Origin of the sequence: Marinobacter sp., assembly GCF_014859525.1 — a bacterium.
In the GTDB taxonomy this organism is placed as follows: Bacteria; Pseudomonadota; Gammaproteobacteria; order Pseudomonadales; family Oleiphilaceae; genus Marinobacter.
Genome location: NZ_JACUUB010000029.1, coordinates 18749 through 35233, shown reverse-complemented (window position 1 = coordinate 35233; position 16485 = coordinate 18749). Strand labels below are relative to the sequence as shown.

13 protein-coding genes are annotated in these 16485 nt (G+C 53.3%); 5 read left to right on the top strand and 8 right to left on the bottom strand.

Going from position 1 to position 16485, the window contains the following annotated elements; genetic code table 11:
* The 5 genes from mnmE to rpmH all read right to left on the bottom strand — a co-directional run.
* The coding region (gene mnmE, locus IBX51_RS08195; RefSeq protein ID WP_291830624.1) for a tRNA uridine-5-carboxymethylaminomethyl(34) synthesis GTPase MnmE at positions 1-1332 on the bottom strand (1332 nt) is incomplete at its 3' end.
* 71 nt (positions 1333-1403) lie between these two features.
* Positions 1404-3098, bottom strand: a complete 1695-nt coding sequence (gene yidC, locus IBX51_RS08190; RefSeq protein WP_291830623.1) for a membrane protein insertase YidC — start codon at positions 3096-3098, stop codon at positions 1404-1406.
* A gap of 5 nt (positions 3099-3103) precedes the next feature.
* Entirely contained in the window at positions 3104-3358 is a 255-nt protein-coding gene (yidD, locus tag IBX51_RS08185) for a membrane protein insertion efficiency factor YidD (RefSeq protein WP_291830620.1), read from the bottom strand.
* Entirely contained in the window at positions 3358-3756 is a 399-nt protein-coding gene (rnpA, locus tag IBX51_RS08180; RefSeq protein ID WP_291830618.1) for a ribonuclease P protein component, read from the bottom strand. Before rnpA ends, yidD begins: the two co-directional genes overlap by 1 nt.
* Before the next feature lie 15 nt (positions 3757-3771).
* The gene (rpmH, locus tag IBX51_RS08175; RefSeq protein ID WP_008172542.1) at positions 3772-3906 is read right to left on the bottom strand and encodes a 50S ribosomal protein L34; all 135 of its coding nucleotides are present in this window, start codon (positions 3904-3906) and stop codon (positions 3772-3774) included.
* Positions 3907-4547: 641 nt separating this feature from the next.
* Between rpmH and dnaA the strand changes: the two genes are divergently transcribed.
* From dnaA to gyrB, 5 genes are all read left to right on the top strand, one after another.
* Positions 4548-6005: a chromosomal replication initiator protein DnaA gene (dnaA, locus tag IBX51_RS08170; protein ID WP_291830601.1), complete on the top strand. Its 1458-nt coding sequence runs from the start codon at positions 4548-4550 to the stop codon at positions 6003-6005.
* Between the two features lie 59 nt (positions 6006-6064).
* Complete coding sequence (gene dnaN, locus IBX51_RS08165) at positions 6065-7168, top strand: DNA polymerase III subunit beta (RefSeq protein WP_291830598.1); 1104 nt, start codon at positions 6065-6067, stop codon at positions 7166-7168.
* 18 nt (positions 7169-7186) lie between these two features.
* Positions 7187-8458 carry an AarF/ABC1/UbiB kinase family protein gene (locus IBX51_RS08160; protein ID WP_291830596.1) on the top strand — a complete coding sequence of 424 codons (1272 nt, stop codon included), beginning with the start codon at positions 7187-7189 and terminating at the stop codon, positions 8456-8458.
* 112 nt (positions 8459-8570) lie between these two features.
* Positions 8571-9716 carry a DNA replication/repair protein RecF gene (gene recF / locus IBX51_RS08155; RefSeq protein ID WP_291830594.1) on the top strand — a complete coding sequence of 382 codons (1146 nt, stop codon included), beginning with the start codon at positions 8571-8573 and terminating at the stop codon, positions 9714-9716.
* Positions 9717-9781: 65 nt separating this feature from the next.
* Complete coding sequence (gyrB, locus tag IBX51_RS08150) at positions 9782-12196, top strand: DNA topoisomerase (ATP-hydrolyzing) subunit B (protein ID WP_291830592.1); 2415 nt, start codon at positions 9782-9784, stop codon at positions 12194-12196.
* Between the two features lie 92 nt (positions 12197-12288).
* On the opposite strand, the gene IBX51_RS08145 is transcribed toward gyrB, so the two are convergent.
* From IBX51_RS08145 to IBX51_RS08135, 3 genes are all read right to left on the bottom strand, one after another.
* Positions 12289-13050: a VC0807 family protein gene (locus IBX51_RS08145; protein WP_291830590.1), complete on the bottom strand. Its 762-nt coding sequence runs from the start codon at positions 13048-13050 to the stop codon at positions 12289-12291.
* Between the two features lie 123 nt (positions 13051-13173).
* On the bottom strand, positions 13174-14451 hold the full coding sequence (gabT, locus tag IBX51_RS08140; protein WP_291830588.1) for a 4-aminobutyrate--2-oxoglutarate transaminase: 1278 nt from the start codon (positions 14449-14451) through the stop codon (positions 13174-13176).
* A gap of 88 nt (positions 14452-14539) precedes the next feature.
* The gene (locus tag IBX51_RS08135) at positions 14540-16288 is read right to left on the bottom strand and encodes an ABC transporter transmembrane domain-containing protein (protein WP_291830631.1); all 1749 of its coding nucleotides are present in this window, start codon (positions 16286-16288) and stop codon (positions 14540-14542) included.
* Positions 16289-16485: the final 197 nt, after the last annotated feature.

Genomic DNA, 16485 nt, shown 5'->3' with positions numbered 1-16485 from the left:
TAGCTCATCCGGTGTCAGATGACCGGTAATCTCACCCAGTGCATCCTGGGCTGCACGCAGGTCTTCAGCCAGAAGTTCGCCGGCACCGTAGCCTTCTAACTGGGCCTGACCCTGAACAAGTGAGCTCCGGGCACGCTCCAGAGCATCGAGGTGCCGACGTCGGGCCAGAAACCCTCCTTCAGTGGAACTGGCAAAGCCAATGCACTCTTTTAAATGATTCCGGAGCACATCCAGCCCCTCTGAGACCCTGGCAGCCAGGCGGACAACCGGTGCAGTCCGATGCGACTCATCACTGATGCCTACCGGTTCTGCAGAGAGATCGACCTTGTTGCGGATGACAGTAACAGGCGCATTGTCAGGAAGTTGATCAATAAAATCCGGCCAGATTTCGTGAGGTTCGGTTTTATCGGTGGTGGTCGCATCCACCATCAGCAAAATGCGATCTGCCTGGCGGATTTCTTCCCAAGCCCGGGCGATCCCGATCCGCTCCACTTCGTCCGGGCTGTCTCGTAGACCAGCGGTGTCGATGATATGCAACGGCATACCATCAATGTGTATGTGTTCTCGCAGCACATCTCTGGTAGTGCCTTCAATCGCGGTAACAATGGCGGCTTCACGGCCAGCCAGTGCATTGAGCAAACTCGACTTGCCAGCGTTAGGCCTGCCAGCAATCACGACTTTCATGCCATCCCTGAGAATAGTGCCTTGCTGTGCTTCTGCGAGTATCTGTTCAACCTGTTGCAGCAGGGAATCCAAATCCGTGGCTACTTTGCCATCGGCCAGGAAGTCGATTTCTTCTTCTGGAAAGTCGATCGCCGCTTCTACATAAATACGCAAGTGAGTGATGGCATCAACCAGGGTATCAATACGTCGGGAAAACACCCCTTGCATAGACCGGACTGCACACCTGGCGGCCTGTTCCGAACTGCTTTCAATCAAATCCGCAATGGCTTCCGCCTGGGCCAGATCGAGCTTGTCATTCAGAAAAGCCCGCTCTGAAAATTCACCCGGCCGGGCCAGTCGTGCGCCCAGATTGCAGACTTCACGCAGCAACATATCCAGAATCACCGTGCCACCGTGACCTTGCAGCTCGAGCACATCTTCTCCGGTGAACGAATGGGGATTGGGAAAATACAATCCGATACCCTCATCGATGAGTTCGCCTTTACTGTCCTTGAATGGACCATAATGGGCATAGCGGGGTTTGGGCTGAAAGCCGAGCATGGTGTGCGCGATGTCTCGGGCTTTGGGGCCAGACACCCGAACAATACCCACGCCTGCCTGGCCTGGCGCGGTGGCAACGGCGGCAATCGTGTCTGAGGTTGGTTGCATGCTATTGGTCCTGGATAGAAACGACAAAGGCTCCACGAGGGAGCCTTTGTCAGGTCAGAATTACCGGTTTATCAGTGTTTCTTGCCTGCCATTTCTGCTTCGATCTTACGGGTAATGTACCACTGCTGGGAGATCGAAAGAATGTTGTTCACCAACCAGTACAGTACCAGACCGGAAGGGAACCACAGGAAGAAGATGGTGAATACCGGCGGCATCAGCTTCATGATTTTGGCCTGCATGGGATCTGGCGGTGTCGGGTTCAGGCTCATCTGAATGAACATACTGATACCCATCAGAATCGGCAGGATGAAGAAAGGATCCATCTGCGACAAGTCCTGAATCCACAACGCAAACGGCGCATGGCGCAACTGAACGCTTTCAAACAATACCCAGTACAACGCGATGAACACCGGCATCTGCACCAGAATCGGTAAACAGCCGCCCAGCGGATTAATTTTCTCCCGTTTGTACAGAGCCATCATTTCCTGGGACATGCGCTGGCGATCGTCACCATGGAGCTCTTTCAAACGAGTCAGTTGTGGTGCAACCGCGCGCATTCTGGCCATTGACCGATAACTGGTAGCAGACAGATGGAAGAAGACGGCTTTTACGAGGACCGTCAACAGGATAATTGCCACACCCCAATTGCCTACCAGTCCGTAGAACCATTCCAGGATGAAGAACAGCGGCAGTGAGATGAAGAACAGCCAACCAAAATCAACGGTGCGATCAAGATTAGGTGCCAGGGATTTCAGGCGATCAATAATCTTGGGACCGACATAGGCGGTGGCGCCCACTTCGACAGTTTGGCCTGGAGCAACCGACGTTGCCGGGTACACAAAGCCCATTACGTGCAACTGGTCTCGACGGGTGCTCTGGTACTGGGCAGATTTATCTGCGTCTGGAACCCAGGCGGTGAGAAAGTAATGCTGCAGGAAGGCCATCCAGCCATTGGTGACGGATTCGTTGATTCGCTGCTTGTTCAGGTCGCCAAAATCGTATTTTTCATAGGGGTCGTCTGGAGTACTGACAACCAGGCCAAGGTAAGCCTTGATACCCATAGTGGTCTGTGATGTTGGATCAGGTGCCTCATCCCGAACAATTTTGCCGGTAAAGTTGCCCTGCCACTCTGAGTCAGACTGGTTTTCAATCAGATAACGAATGTCCAGTTCATAGCTGTCACGCTCCAAACGATACCGTTTGGTGATAGTAACACCTTGATTTGACGCTAATTTCAAATCAACAATGAGTTCATCCTGACCCGTAGCCAGTTCAAACTGTGAGGCTTCAGCCTGGTATACCGGTGCCTGACCAGCGCTTCTGCCATCTGGACCATTACGACCAATCAGCCCGCTTTCCAGTAAGTAGGTCCGGTTCTGGGTGTTATTGAGTATTTTCAGAGGCTGACCACTGTCGAGCGTATCATCGTACTGGAGCAGCGAGCTTTCAATAACATTGCCACCCACGCGGTCGATCTTCAGTTCAAGTACATCCGTTTTAACGGTAATAAACTGGTTACTGATGCTTTGCTCACCGTCGGTGGAAGCAGATCGGAGTTCGCCGGTGTCTGGTGGCACAAATTCATCGTCTGTGCTGGGCACGCTTTCAGGCAAAACCATGTCATCCACGGAGCTGCTTGCGGTAGGAGTATCAACCTGGGAAACCTGCGCGGTTTGCGGTTGGTTATAGTCCTCATTCCAGGCAAGAACCATCAGATAACTGACAATAGCCAGGCCGGCAAACAAAACGATGCGTTGAATATCCATAAACGTTAGTGTCTGGTTTGAGTGTTGATTGGAGAGTGTTCAGTCTCAGTGCCCGGAACTGGATCATAACCGCCTTCGGCCCAGGGATGGCATCTCAGAATACGGCGAGTGGCCAGATAAGAACCTTTTGCAGCGCCGTGGTGTTGAATGGCTTCGACCGCGTATTGGGAGCACGTAGGGAAATGACGGCAATGACTGGCCATCATCGGGCTGATGGCGTACTGATAAAACCGGATGGGCAGTAACAGAATCTGTCGCATTAACTCGTACCTTTTAAATTCACAGCCTTTTGGTTAGCTGGGGACTGATGGTACTTCTTTCTGACACGACGCCAAAGATCGTTGAGCGACGATTTTACTGAGTCGTTATCCAGTTGAGCCAATCCTTGCCTGCCGAGGACAATGATGTCCAGGCCCGGTAGATCCTTTTGAACCCTGAAAGTTTCTCTGACCTGGCGTTTTATCCGATTGCGCTGAACTGCCAGTTTGAGATTCTTCTTGGAAAAAATAAGTCCGACCCTGGCGTGACCCAGATTATTGGGGGCTGCCAGGATCAGAAAATTCCTGTGCGGAACCTTCAGCTGTACATCATCGAAGACTTTGCTGTAGTCCGAAGGCCGCAGCAGTCTGTGAGACTTCGGGAACGTCAAAGCCTTCATGAGGCACTCATCAGGTTACGCAGACAGACGTGCGCGGCCTTTGGCACGACGACGGGAAATAACCTTGCGGCCGTTCGCAGTAGCCATACGGGCACGGAAACCGTGGACACGCTTGCGCTTCAGGACGCTTGGTTGAAATGTTCTTTTCATGGTGAAGGTCTCACAAATCGTCTATGGACATTGATAACTGGCTGGAAAATAGACAGTCAAAACAGGAGCGGCATTCTAGTCAGATCTGGTTGTAATTTCAATGTTTGTGAGTTGTTGAAAGCATTATTTCGGCATCGGTACTAACCACCAGGGTCACTAACAGAAGTAGTAAGTCTTTTTTTAAATTCATTTAAAGATTAAATATTACTGTTATTAGGCAGCCTGTTTTCTGTGGATAAGGTAATTTTAAGCTCTAAAAACAATAGGATGGAGCAATGACAAACCCTTTGACAGGTGCCCATGAGGTCTGTGGACGGAAGGGTGTGGAAATGTGGATAAGTAGCTTGATCGGGTTCGCTTGGAGTTATGCATGGTTACGTTAAGGGGTTTCACACAGGGTTGGGGGGCGCTTTTACACAGAGGGCTGTGGGTAACTATTTTTCAGGGCTTTTCTGTACACAAGCCTGTAGATAGGTCTGGAACAAGCTGAAACATAAAAAGAAAAGTTTCCACAGGCTGTTCATGACTGTTGATATCGGCCTTTTACTGGTCGCCGTGTAGGGGTAGAATCGCCAGTCACCTTGAGCACCGGGAAAGCGTTTTCCGCTGTGAGAAAAGTCAGGTTTCGGGAGCGGGCGGTCGTGCCTAACAGTATGTGGCATCAATGTCTTGAAGTACTCCGGGATGAATTTCCCGCGCAACAGTTTAATACCTGGTTAAGACCCCTTCAGTCGGATCTTCGTGAAGGGCAGTTGATGCTGTTTGCACCGAACCGTTTTGTGATGGATTGGGTGAACGAGAAGTACCTGCGCCGCATAGAAGAAGTGTTAAAGGATCTGAATGGCGGTCAGGCTCCGAGGGTGTTCATGAAGGTGGGTTCAGCGCCCCGTGAAAGCGAACCGGTGGTGCGTTCAGTGGCAGAGGCGAGTGTTGCAGAAGAAACCGACCAGAGTGTGACTGAAGAAGAGCATAACGTGGCTGCAACAGTGGTTGGTTCTGTAGCCGGACACAGTAACCGGCAGTCCAACAGAGCCAACGGCCAGCGCCGGTCGGTGCAGGTTGAGGGTGATATCAAGCATCAGAGCTTTCTGAATGAAACCTTCACCTTTGATACGTTTGTAGAAGGTAAGTCTAACCAGTTGGCCCGGGCTGCCTCCATGCAGGTGGCCGAGAATCCGGGTGGTGCCTACAACCCTTTGTTTCTTTACGGTGGCGTAGGTCTTGGTAAGACCCACCTTATGCACGCTATCGGAAATGAGATTGTTCGGCGTAATCCGCGTGCGAAAGTGGCGTACCTGAGGTCCGAACGCTTCGTTGCAGATATGGTGAAGGCGTTGCAACTTAACGCCATCAACGAATTTAAGCGTTATTACCGGTCGGTCGATGCGTTGCTGATTGACGATATTCAGTTTTTTGCGCGTAAAGAACGGTCTCAGGAGGAGTTTTTTCACACCTTTAACGCGTTGTTAGAAGGCGGTCAGCAGGTCATTGTTACCTGTGACCGTTTTCCTAAAGAAATTGTGGATATGGAAGAGCGGCTCAAATCCCGGTTTGGCTGGGGACTGACGGTCATGGTAGAACCGCCGGAGCTGGAAACCCGGGTTGCGATCCTGATGAAAAAAGCGGAGCAGGCGAACGTAAAACTGAGCAGTGAGGCGGCTTTTTTTATTGCTCAAAAAATACGCTCGAACGTGAGAGAGCTCGAAGGAGCTTTACGTTTGGTGATAGCGAATGCTCACTTCACAGGGTCGGAGATTACCCCTCCGTTTATTCGCGAAAGCCTGAAAGATCTGCTGGCCCTGCACGAAAAGCAGGTCAGTATTGATAATATTCAGCGTACCGTCGCCGAGTATTACAAAATCAAAGTGTCGGATCTGTTGTCCAAGCGGCGTACTCGCACGGTAACTCGCCCCCGGCAGGTGGCGATGTCCTTGTCGAAGGAACTAACCAACCACAGCTTGCCCGAGATTGGCGACGCTTTTGGTGGGCGCGATCACACTACGGTGTTGCACGCTTGCAAGAAGATCAGAGAACTCCAGGAAACCGATCCGGTTATCCGGGAAGACTACCAGAATTTTATGAGGTTGCTCACCACCTGATGCTCAACAGGGTGGAATAGCGAAGAAACATTCACTTCCGATAACTGAAGCCGAGTGCCATGAAACTGACAATCAGCCGTGAATCCCTGATCACCCCATTGCAAAGCATTGCCGGTGTTGTGGAAAAGAAACAGACCATGCCGGTGCTCTCCAATGTACTTCTGGAAGCCGAAGATAATACGCTCACGTTGACCGGTACCAACATGGAAGTGGAGCTGGTTGGCCGGGTCACTCCCGTGCATGTGGACCAGCCAGGCCGCATTACGGTCCCGGCTCGCAAGCTGTCGGATATCTGTCGGGCTTTGGGTGACGAAGCGCCTATTGATCTTGCCCTGGAAGGTGATCGCTTGCATGTAAGGGCGGGTAATTCCCACTTTACCTTGTCGACCTTGCCAGCCGAGCACTTTCCGAATGTGGAAGACGAACCCGAGAGCTTCCGGCTGGAACTGCCGCAGAAAGAGTTGGGACGAATGCTGGACGCGACGGCCTTTGCCATGGCACAGCAGGATGTTCGCTATTATCTGAATGGCCTGCTTTTGGAAGTGGACGACAGTCATGTGCGGGTGGTGGCGACCGACGGTCACCGCTTAGCGATGGCGCACTGCGACATGCAAACGGGTTGTCCGGAGGCGCGTCAGGTTATTGTGCCGAGAAAAGGCGTACTGGAGCTGGCCCGGCTGCTGGATGATGTGGAATCCCCGGTGACGCTGGTCATCGGAGATAATCACCTGCGGGCAACGGTCGGAGCCTATACTTTTACCTCCAAGTTGATTGAAGGCAAGTTCCCGGATTATAACCGAGTGATCCCACGTGGCGGCGACAAACTGATTCTGGCCGATCGTGCCACGCTGAAGAATACGCTGCAGCGAGCCGGTATTTTGTCTCATGAAAACATCCGTGGCGTGCGACTGAATCTGTCGCCGGGGCAGTTGCAGGTGTTCGCTAATAATCCGGATCAGGAACAGGCCGAAGACGCGCTGCCGGTGGACTATCAGGGCGAATCCCTTCAGATCGGTTTTAATGTAGGCTACCTGATTGATGTGATGAACGCGCTGGATGATGCGCAGGTAAAGCTGACCCTGTCGAATCCTAACAGCAGCGCTTTGATTGAAGCAGAGAACGACAACAGTTGCTTGTATGTTGTCATGCCCATGCGACTGTAATCCCCTTCGGAGGTATTAATGGGTGCCGTTACGAACGGAATCAAAGGTGCATTCAGAATTGGCCAGACGCTCTCGGTGCTTGGCCGTACCGGCGTAAACTGGATGCGGGGCGATCGCCCCCCGACACCGAAATTGCTGCGCCAGACGTTTGAAAATCTGGGTGCAACCTATATCAAGCTTGGTCAGTTTATCGCGAGCTCCCCGACGTTTTTCCCGAAGGAATACGTGGAGGAGTTTCAGTATTGCCTGGATAAAACCCCAAATTTGCCGTTTGGTGTGATCAAACGCATTATCCGGGAAGAGCTTGGCCGCCCCATTGATGAGATTTACGCCGAGATCGACCCGGTCGCGCTAGCGTCTGCGTCGATCGCGCAAGTGCATGCAGCCAGGTTGGTCACCGGTGAAGATGTGGTGATCAAGGTGCAGAAGCCGGGTGTAGAAAATATTCTTTTGACGGATCTTAATTTCCTGTATCTGTCGTCACGCATTCTGGAAACCTTGGCGCCAAAACTGTCCTGGACTTCGTTGTCTGGCATTGTTGACGAAATTCAGAAAACCATGATGGAAGAGTGTGATTTCATCAAAGAAGCGAACAATCTGAAAGTGTTCCGGGATTTTCTGCACAACACCCATAACGAAGACGCTACTGTGCCGAAAGTTTATGAGCACTGCAGCAGCCGGCGCATTCTGACCATGGAACGTTTTTATGGCGTCTCGCTGACCGATCTCGACAGTATCCGGCAATATTCGAACGATCCGGAACGCACTCTGATCACCGCGATGAACACCTGGTTTGCCAGCTTGACCAAATGTGAGTTTTTCCATGCGGATGTTCATGCCGGCAACTTGATGGTGCTGAAAGACGGGCGTATTGGATTTATCGATTTTGGAATTGTTGGCAGGATCAAGCCGGATACCTGGCAAGCGGTCAGTGATTTTATTTCGGCGATTATGGTCGGCAATTTTGAAGGCATGGCCGATGCCATGATTCGCATTGGTGTAACCCGTCGCACTGTGAAAGCGGATGAGTTGGCGGCGGACTTGCAGCGACTGTATCGCCAGATGGATCATATGGTTCCGGACGACACCGCCTATGAAATGGACCAGGCAGAGGATGATGTGAATAATATCCTGATGGATATGGTGAAAGTGGGCGAAAGCCATGGCCTTCACTTTCCCAGGGAATTTGCCTTGTTGTTAAAGCAATTTCTGTATTTTGATCGTTATGTTCATATCCTGGCGCCCGAGATGGATGTATTCATGGATGAACGTCTAACGATGCTGCATTAACGAGCAGACCACCTCCCCTTCTAGTACACTAAGGCAATGTCGGATCCCGGCATTGCCTTTTCTTTTTCTGGTTTTCATTTGTTTTCTATCCGGTATTGAGAATGTCTCCTTTATGGCGCTTGTGAAACTCCAGACTCAGCATTTCCGAAATCTGGCGCCTGATCCGATTGGTTTCTCCGCATCTTTTAATTTTTTATACGGCGCTAACGGCAGCGGCAAATCGAGCGTTCTGGAAGCGATTGGCTATCTGGGCCTGGGTCGGTCATTTCGGGTTGGCCGTCATCAAGCTGTGGTTTGCCATGGTCAAAACAAACTGACCGTGTTTGGGGCGCTGGATGACGGATTATCATCGGGTACTCTGGCGGGGCAACGGGTAATGGATGATGTTACCCATCGGCTGGGGATTGCCCGGGATGTGGTCGCAAAGGAAACTTCGCTGAGAGTGGATGGTGACGCCGTGCGGAGTCTTTCTGCGCTGGCCAGGCATTTGCCCGTGTCGGTTATCGATCCAGGTGTGTTTGACATCGTAGCCGGAGGCCCTGGCAAGCGTCGTCAGTTTCTCGATTGGTTGGTGTTCCACGTGGAACCTTCGTTTGCGACATCGTGGCAACAGTGCCAGAGAGTGACATCGCAGCGGAATCAAATGCTCAGAAATGGTAGAATCGACGAATCGTTGATGCGTGTGTGGGATAAGCAGTTCGCCGCCCTTGCCGAGTCTCTTACTGATATCAGAGCTCAGGTGTTTCAGCGGTTCAGATTGGCATTCGATGCCATGCTGCGGGAACTGGATGCCGGATGGACAGATGGGCTGAAACTCGATTTCTATCCGGGCTGGGATCGCACGCAGTCGTTGGTCGACGTGCTCGCGGGCCATCGAGAGCAGGAGCGACGAATGGGGCACACGCTTTACGGACCCAATCGTGCAGATATCCGTCTGAAGTTTGGCGGGCGACCGGTGGCTGAGACGTTTTCGCGAGGCCAACAGAAAACCTTGGTGATTCTGATGAAGATCGCTCAAGGTAAAGTGTTGAGCGAGATGGGTAAGCAGGTTACGTTTTTGCTCGACGATATTAACGCCGAGCTGGATGTTCGTCATCGGATCATGCTGGCGGGCAAACTCCAGGATTTGGGTTGTCAGGTGTTCATTACCTCCATCGAACACCCGGAACCTGAGGTGCTTTGGTCCGATCGACAGGCACCGGAATTCAGAATGTTCCACGTGGAACATGGAAAATTGACGGAAGAACAGACCGGCTAGCCAGTCAGCAGAATGTACAAAAACTGCTAACCTGTTACCGGGTATCACCTTCAGGAGTCTCGTTAATGAGCGAATCGAACTACAATTCCTCCAGTATCAAAGTTCTGAAAGGGCTGGATGCGGTGCGCAAGCGCCCGGGCATGTACATCGGCGACACCGATGATGGCACCGGCCTGCATCACATGGTCTTTGAATTGGTGGATAACTCCATCGACGAGGCTCTGGCGGGCCACTGCTCGGAAATCGGTGTGATCATTCACCCGGACGAGTCTGTGAGCGTTAAAGACAACGGTCGTGGTATTCCGGTCGACATTCACGAAGAAGAAGGTGTGTCTGCCGCTGAAGTGATCATGACTGTACTGCACGCTGGCGGTAAGTTTGACGATAACTCCTATAAGGTGTCGGGCGGTTTGCACGGGGTGGGCGTCTCAGTGGTTAACGCGTTGTCCTCTACCCTGACGCTGACGATCCGCCGTGATGGCAAGGTATACGAACAAACCTACACCCACGGTGTGCCGGATGCGCCCCTGGGTGCCGTTGGTGAAACCGAAGCCTCGGGTACCAAGGTGCACTTTATTCCGTCGCCGGATACCTTCACTCACATTGAATTCCATTACGATATTCTTGCCAAGCGACTGCGGGAACTGGCGTTCCTGAACAGTGGCGTGCGTATTCGCCTGACCGACGAGCGCAGCGGCCGGGAAGAAGTATTTGAATATGAAGGCGGTTTACGAGCGTTTGTTGAACACCTGAATACCAACAAAACGCCCATCAACCGCGTGTTCCACTTTACCCGTGAGCGCGAAGACGGTATTTCGGTAGAAGTGGCCATGCAGTGGAACGATGCTTTCCAGGAAAACCTGTACTGCTTCACCAACAACATCCCTCAGCGGGACGGCGGTACTCATCTGGCGGGTTTCCGCGCTGCCCTGACCCGTTCACTGAACAATTACATTGATCATGAAGGCCTGGGCAAGAAAGCCAAGGTCGCTACGTCCGGGGACGACGCCCGGGAAGGCCTGACCGCCATCGTCAGTGTGAAAGTGCCTGACCCCAAGTTCTCCTCCCAGACCAAAGACAAGCTGGTGTCATCCGAGGTGAAAACGGCGGTTGAGCAAGAACTCTACCAGAGCTTTGCCGAGTACCTTCAGGAACAGCCAAGCGAAGCCAAATTAATCGTCAACAAGATGATCGAAGCCGCCAGGGCCCGTGAAGCGGCTCGCAAGGCACGGGACATGACTCGCCGTAAAGGCGCACTGGACATTGCTGGTTTGCCGGGTAAGCTGGCTGACTGCCAGGAGAAAGACCCGGCGCTGTCTGAACTGTTCATAGTGGAGGGTGATTCTGCGGGTGGCAGTGCCAAGCAGGGTCGTGATCGTAAAACCCAGGCCATTCTGCCACTGAAGGGTAAAATCCTGAACGTCGAGAAAGCCCGCTTCGATAAAATGTTGTCGTCCGCGGAAGTCGGCACACTGATCACTGCACTGGGTTGTGGTATTGGCCGGGAAGAGTTTAACCCGGATAAATTACGATACCACTCCATCATCATCATGACGGATGCGGACGTGGATGGTTCTCACATCCGCACCCTGCTGCTGACCTTCCTGTTCCGCCAGATGCGTGAAATCATCGAGCGTGGTCACGTGTTCATCGCGATGCCGCCGCTGTACAAGGTCAAGAGAGGCAAGCAGGAACAGTACCTGAAAGATGAGAAGGCAAAGGTCGCTTACCTCACCCAGACTGCTCTGGATGGTGCTCAGCTGTTCGTCAATCCGGATGCTCCGGCGATCAAGGATTCTGCTCTGGAAACCATGATCAAGGATTATCAGGCGGTGATGGCGATGATTGATCGCCTGTCCCGTGCGTATCCGGCCAAAGTGCTGGAACAGATGATCCATAACGACACGCTGACCAGCGACCAGCTAAAAGATGAGGCGGCGGTGGCGGCCTGGGTTGCTCGTTTGGGCAATGGTCTGGATCTGGACACCCGCACGGGCACCAAGTACACCTTCTCGGTTACCCAGGATGAAGAACGTAACCTGTACCTGCCGAAGGTCACCATCTTTATGCATGGTATTCCTTATGAGCATTTGTTCAGTCACGAGTTCTTCGAGTCGTCTTCCTATAAAGCGATTGCTCGCCTGGGTGAAACCCTGGAAGGCTTGATTGAGGAAGGCGCGTTTATCCAGCGTGGTGAGCGCAAGCAGGCGGTGCTGTCGTTTGCCGGCGCTCTGGACTGGTTGATGAAAGAGGCTCAGCGTGGCCTGAACATCCAGCGTTATAAGGGACTGGGTGAGATGAACCCGGATCAGCTGTGGGAAACTACCATGGACCCGGAAAGCCGCCGAATGATGAAGGTGACCATTGAGGATGCGTTCGCAGCGGATCAGATCTTCACTACCCTGATGGGTGATGATGTTGAACCACGTCGGATCTTTATCCAGACCAATGCGTTGCAGGTGACTAATCTGGACGTGTAAGCGCTCTAATTGCAAGGCATAAAAAACGGTGGTTTCCGCAAGGAACCACCGTTTTTTGTTATGACTCGGAATTTTTTATTCCGAAGAGAAAGTCACTTTGATGATTCGGCCCGCTTCTGCTCTTTCTCTTTTTCCTTTTCAATCAGATGCGGGGCCATGACTTCTTCCAGGGTGTAGCCTGTCAGGCGGCGAATCGTTCGCCACAGGTAATAGAAGATCAGCATCATCATGATCATGGACGGGATGGCGATCATCGGATAGCTGACCAGGGTCATTCTGCCCAGCTCTTCGTTAAAGGCCTGAGTGCCAGACGGACTGACCACAATCCATTTCGCCAGAACGTAATTCATGATCGAGGAGAACAAGAAGGTACCGGCAAAGAAATAACTGGCTTTGAGCAGTCTTGCTTCAAACTCGGCAACGCAACCCCGTTCTTCCAGCGAGGCATGAATTTTATCCACATCCAGCACCTTGGGGTTATACAGAAGGGTGCGGACCAGTGGGTATTTGGTACGTGTCGAAATCAGCACGGCCAAACCAATCACCGCAGGAACAGCGGCTTCTTTGATGGCTAACCAGCCAGCATCCAGCTCCAGTAAACCGATGCCGCCGGTAAGGCCAACACTTATCAGGCCCAGCAAGGCAATGAAATTCTTCTTGCGATAACGGATGAGTTCAAACAGACCCCAGCCAAGCGGAAACGCCAGGCCGATAATCAATGCATTAACACTACCAAGGTGTTGGTCGCCGCTGAACTTCATCAGGATCACCGAGGGAATGATGATACTGACCAGTAAGTCGATCCAGGGCCTGGGCTTGTGTTCCGGAATGTTGGAGGAATTCGCAGAGGTCATGGGTTAGCCTGATTGGTGAAACAACAGCAGGCTGGAAGGCACTGCCGGAAAAAAGTCTTCCGGCAGTATACGATGAATAACGAGGTTAACGTAAGCGCAGCGGGGCTGCGCTTACGTTGTCGGTCAGGCGCCGACTTCTTTCAGGCACTCTTCGACAATCGCCAGTCCTTCCTCGAGAACGGCGTCCTCAATGGTGACGGGCATCAGGAACCGAAGCGTGTTGGCGAACATGCCGCAGCTCAGAAGAATCAGGCCTTTTTCTTTGGCCTTCTTGGTGACGGCAGCCGCCAGTTCTGGCTTGGGCTTACGGCTGGCTTTGCTTTCCACCAGTTCAAACGCCGCCATCGGGCCCAGATTACGAACGTTATCCACGTGTTCGAACTGTTCCTGCCACTGATTAAAGCGCTTGTTCAGCTTGTCGCCCAGTGCCTGAGCCTTGCCAAGAATGTCTTCTTCCTTGAACACCTCGAACACGGCCAATGCGGCCGCACAAGCGGTCGGGCTGCCGGTGTAGGTGCCGCCAAGGGAGTTGGGACCAGAGGCATCCATGATTTTGTCAGTGCCGACAATGGCCGAGATAGGCATGCCATCAGCCATACTCTTGGCCATGGTCATCATGTCAGGCTCAACGCCGCTGTGCTCAATGGCGAACATTTTGCCGGTTCGGCCAAAACCGCTCTGCACTTCGTCCACCACCATCAGAATGTTGTTGTCATCGCAGATTTTGCGGATTTCTTTCAGGAAGCTGGAAGGTGCTGCATAGAAACCGCCCTCACCTAATACGGGCTCAATCACGATAGCCGCTGTGTTGTTGGCGGGTGAATCTGCCTTCATGGTCATCTTCAGACCGCGCAGCGCCTCGTCTTCGCTGACGCCGTGATACGGCACCGGATAGGGCGCGCGGAACACGTTGCCAGGCATGGGCCCGAAATCGGTCTGGTAAGGCGCGGCCTTACCGTTCATCGCCATGGTGTAAAAAGTACGACCGTGGTAACCGCCGTCAAAACAGATGACGTTGGTTTTGCCGGTGGCGGCCCGGGCGATCTTCATCGCGTTTTCCAGCGCTTCTGCACCGGAGTTGGCCAGCATCACCTTGGCGTGGCCCCTGACCGGCACCACTTCGCTGAGCTTTTGTGCCAGTTTAACGTAGCCCTCATAGGGCATGACCGTCTGACAGGTGTGCATCAGCTTGTCGAGCTGGTCTTTGACAGCTGCGACCACCTTTGGATGACGGTGACCAATGTTGAGTACACCGATGCCGCCTGCAAAATCGATCATGCGTTTGCCATCGGCATCCCATAGCTCCGCATTGGTTGCGTGATCGGCAAATTGTTCATTGGGACTTGCCGCGCCCGCCGCAACGTAGCGTTCTTTGAGTGCCTGCAATTCTTTATTGCTCACTTTGCCATTCTCCCTGTGTTCAGGTTCGAAAGTTTCACTAACAGTGTAAGTAGTACGGTGACAGGAAACAAATTGACTATCGTCGCTGTTAGCCCGTTTCTTCCCGAAACTGCAGTTTTGCCAGCCGCTGATACAGGCCATTTTCGCGCATCAGCTCGTCGTGGGTGCCGACCGCCAGCAGCCGCCCCTGGTCCAGCACGGCAATACGATCAGCGTCTCTGACTGTGGCCAGGCGGTGGGCGATCACCAGTGTGGTGCGCCCAGTGGTGAGCGCGGGCATCGCCTGTTGAATCAGGTTTTCGCTTTCCGCATCCAGAGCACTGGTGGCCTCGTCCAGCAGCAGTATGGGGGCATCAGCCAGTAGCGCCCGGGCAATGGCGAGCCGCTGTTTCTGACCACCCGAGAGGCCAAGACCGGCATCTCCCAATGGCGTGTCATAGCCTTGGGGCAGGGTCTGAATGAACTCGTGAGCGTGGGCCACGCGTGCGGCCTGCTCTACATCGACCTTGCTGGCGTTTGGCCGGGCATAGCGGATGTTGTCTGCCACCGTACCGTGAAAAAGCGCCGGGTTTTGGGGTACCAGGGCAAAGCATTGACGCAAGGATTCCAGTGAGAGTTCGGTGGTATCCAGGCCGTCAATCAAAATGCGACCGTCACTCGGCTGGTAGAAATGCAGTAACAGATCGAACAGCGTGGACTTTCCGGCCCCCGACGGGCCAACCAGCGCCAGGGTTTCGCCGGCGTTGACGGTAAGCGAAAGATCCGCCAGGGCCGGTTGTTGACTGCGTCCGGAGTAACTGAATCCGAGATGCTCCAGCCGAATTTCTCCCTTGATGGGCTGAGGCAGTGTTTTACCGTTCTGCTCCCGCACAAACTCCGGCTCGGTCTGTAACAACTCGAACAAGCGGGCTGCCGAACCTGCCGCCCGTTGCAGTTCGCCGATGACCTCGCTGATGGCTCCGGCCGCAACTCCCACCAGCAGGCTGTAGAAGACAAATGCCGCCAATTCACCCGGGCTGATGCGGCCGTGAATCACATCCAGCCCACCGATCCAGATCACAATGCCCACGGCCCCCATGACCAGGGATATGGCCAGTGTGGTCAGCCACGCCCGCTGGCGAATGCGATCCCGGGCGATCTCGAAAGCGCGCTCAGATACCTCGGCGAAAAAGCGCCGGTCATGGGGCTGATGATTGAACGCCTGCACGGTCTTAATCTGCGTCAGATTTTCGCCGACATAGCTGCCGACATCGGCCACCCGGTCCTGACTTAATCGAGACAGTCGCCGCACCCGCCGACCAAAAAACAGAATCGGCGCGATCACCAGCGGAAAACCTAACAGGATGATGCTAGCCAGTTTGGCATTGGTGATAAATAACAACAGCAGCCCGCCAATCAGCATCAGCATATTGCGCAGGGCAATGGACACGGTGGAGCCGATCACCGATTGCAGCACCGTGGTGTCGGCAGTAAACCGGGACTGGATCTCCAGGGCCCGGTTCTGTTCAAAGAAGCCAGGGTGCAGATCGATCAGATGGTTAAAGACTTTTTTACGGATGTCCGCTACAACCCGTTCGCCAATCCAGGACACCAGGTAAAAGCGGGCAAACGAGCCAAACGCCAGGCCCAGCACCAGCACAAAAAACAGGCCGATGGCTTTGGCCAGATTTTCCGGCGATTCGGTGGCTAATCCCTGATCCACCAGAATGCGTAAACCTTGTCCAAGGCTGAGGGTAATGCCGGCGGTAAAGATCAGGGCCACCAGAGCGCCGGCCACAGCGCGACGGTACGGGCTGATAAACCCAACGATCAGGTTAAGGGCTTTACGGTGACGAATGTTGATGGTGTGCCTCCACGGTGTTGGCTGCTGTAGACTCCAACTTCATTACGGTTTGTTCTCCCAAGAAGACCTATCATACAGCTACGTAAGAGCGCACGGGTGGGTGTGCCTGCCAGGACCGTCAAAAGCCAGGGATGGCTTTTGTCGAGCGTACAGGGATGTATTTACAGCGTGTCCTGGCAGGCACACCCACC

Excerpts from the sequence above, each read along its gene's own strand:
- gyrB (WP_291830592.1), top strand. The coding sequence starts at position 9,782 with ATGAGCGAATCGAACTACAATTCCTCCAGTATCAAAGTTCTGAAAGGG.
- recF (WP_291830594.1), top strand. The coding sequence starts at position 8,571 with ATGGCGCTTGTGAAACTCCAGACTCAGCATTTCCGAAATCTGGCGCCT.
- rnpA (WP_291830618.1), bottom strand. The coding sequence starts at position 3,756 with ATGAAGGCTTTGACGTTCCCGAAGTCTCACAGACTGCTGCGGCCTTCG.
- IBX51_RS08145 (WP_291830590.1), bottom strand. The coding sequence starts at position 13,050 with ATGACCTCTGCGAATTCCTCCAACATTCCGGAACACAAGCCCAGGCCC.
- rpmH (WP_008172542.1), bottom strand. The coding sequence starts at position 3,906 with ATGAAAAGAACATTTCAACCAAGCGTCCTGAAGCGCAAGCGTGTCCAC.
- yidC (WP_291830623.1), bottom strand. The coding sequence starts at position 3,098 with ATGGATATTCAACGCATCGTTTTGTTTGCCGGCCTGGCTATTGTCAGT.
- yidD (WP_291830620.1), bottom strand. The coding sequence starts at position 3,358 with ATGCGACAGATTCTGTTACTGCCCATCCGGTTTTATCAGTACGCCATC.
- IBX51_RS08160 (WP_291830596.1), top strand. The coding sequence starts at position 7,187 with ATGGGTGCCGTTACGAACGGAATCAAAGGTGCATTCAGAATTGGCCAG.
- dnaN (WP_291830598.1), top strand. The coding sequence starts at position 6,065 with ATGAAACTGACAATCAGCCGTGAATCCCTGATCACCCCATTGCAAAGC.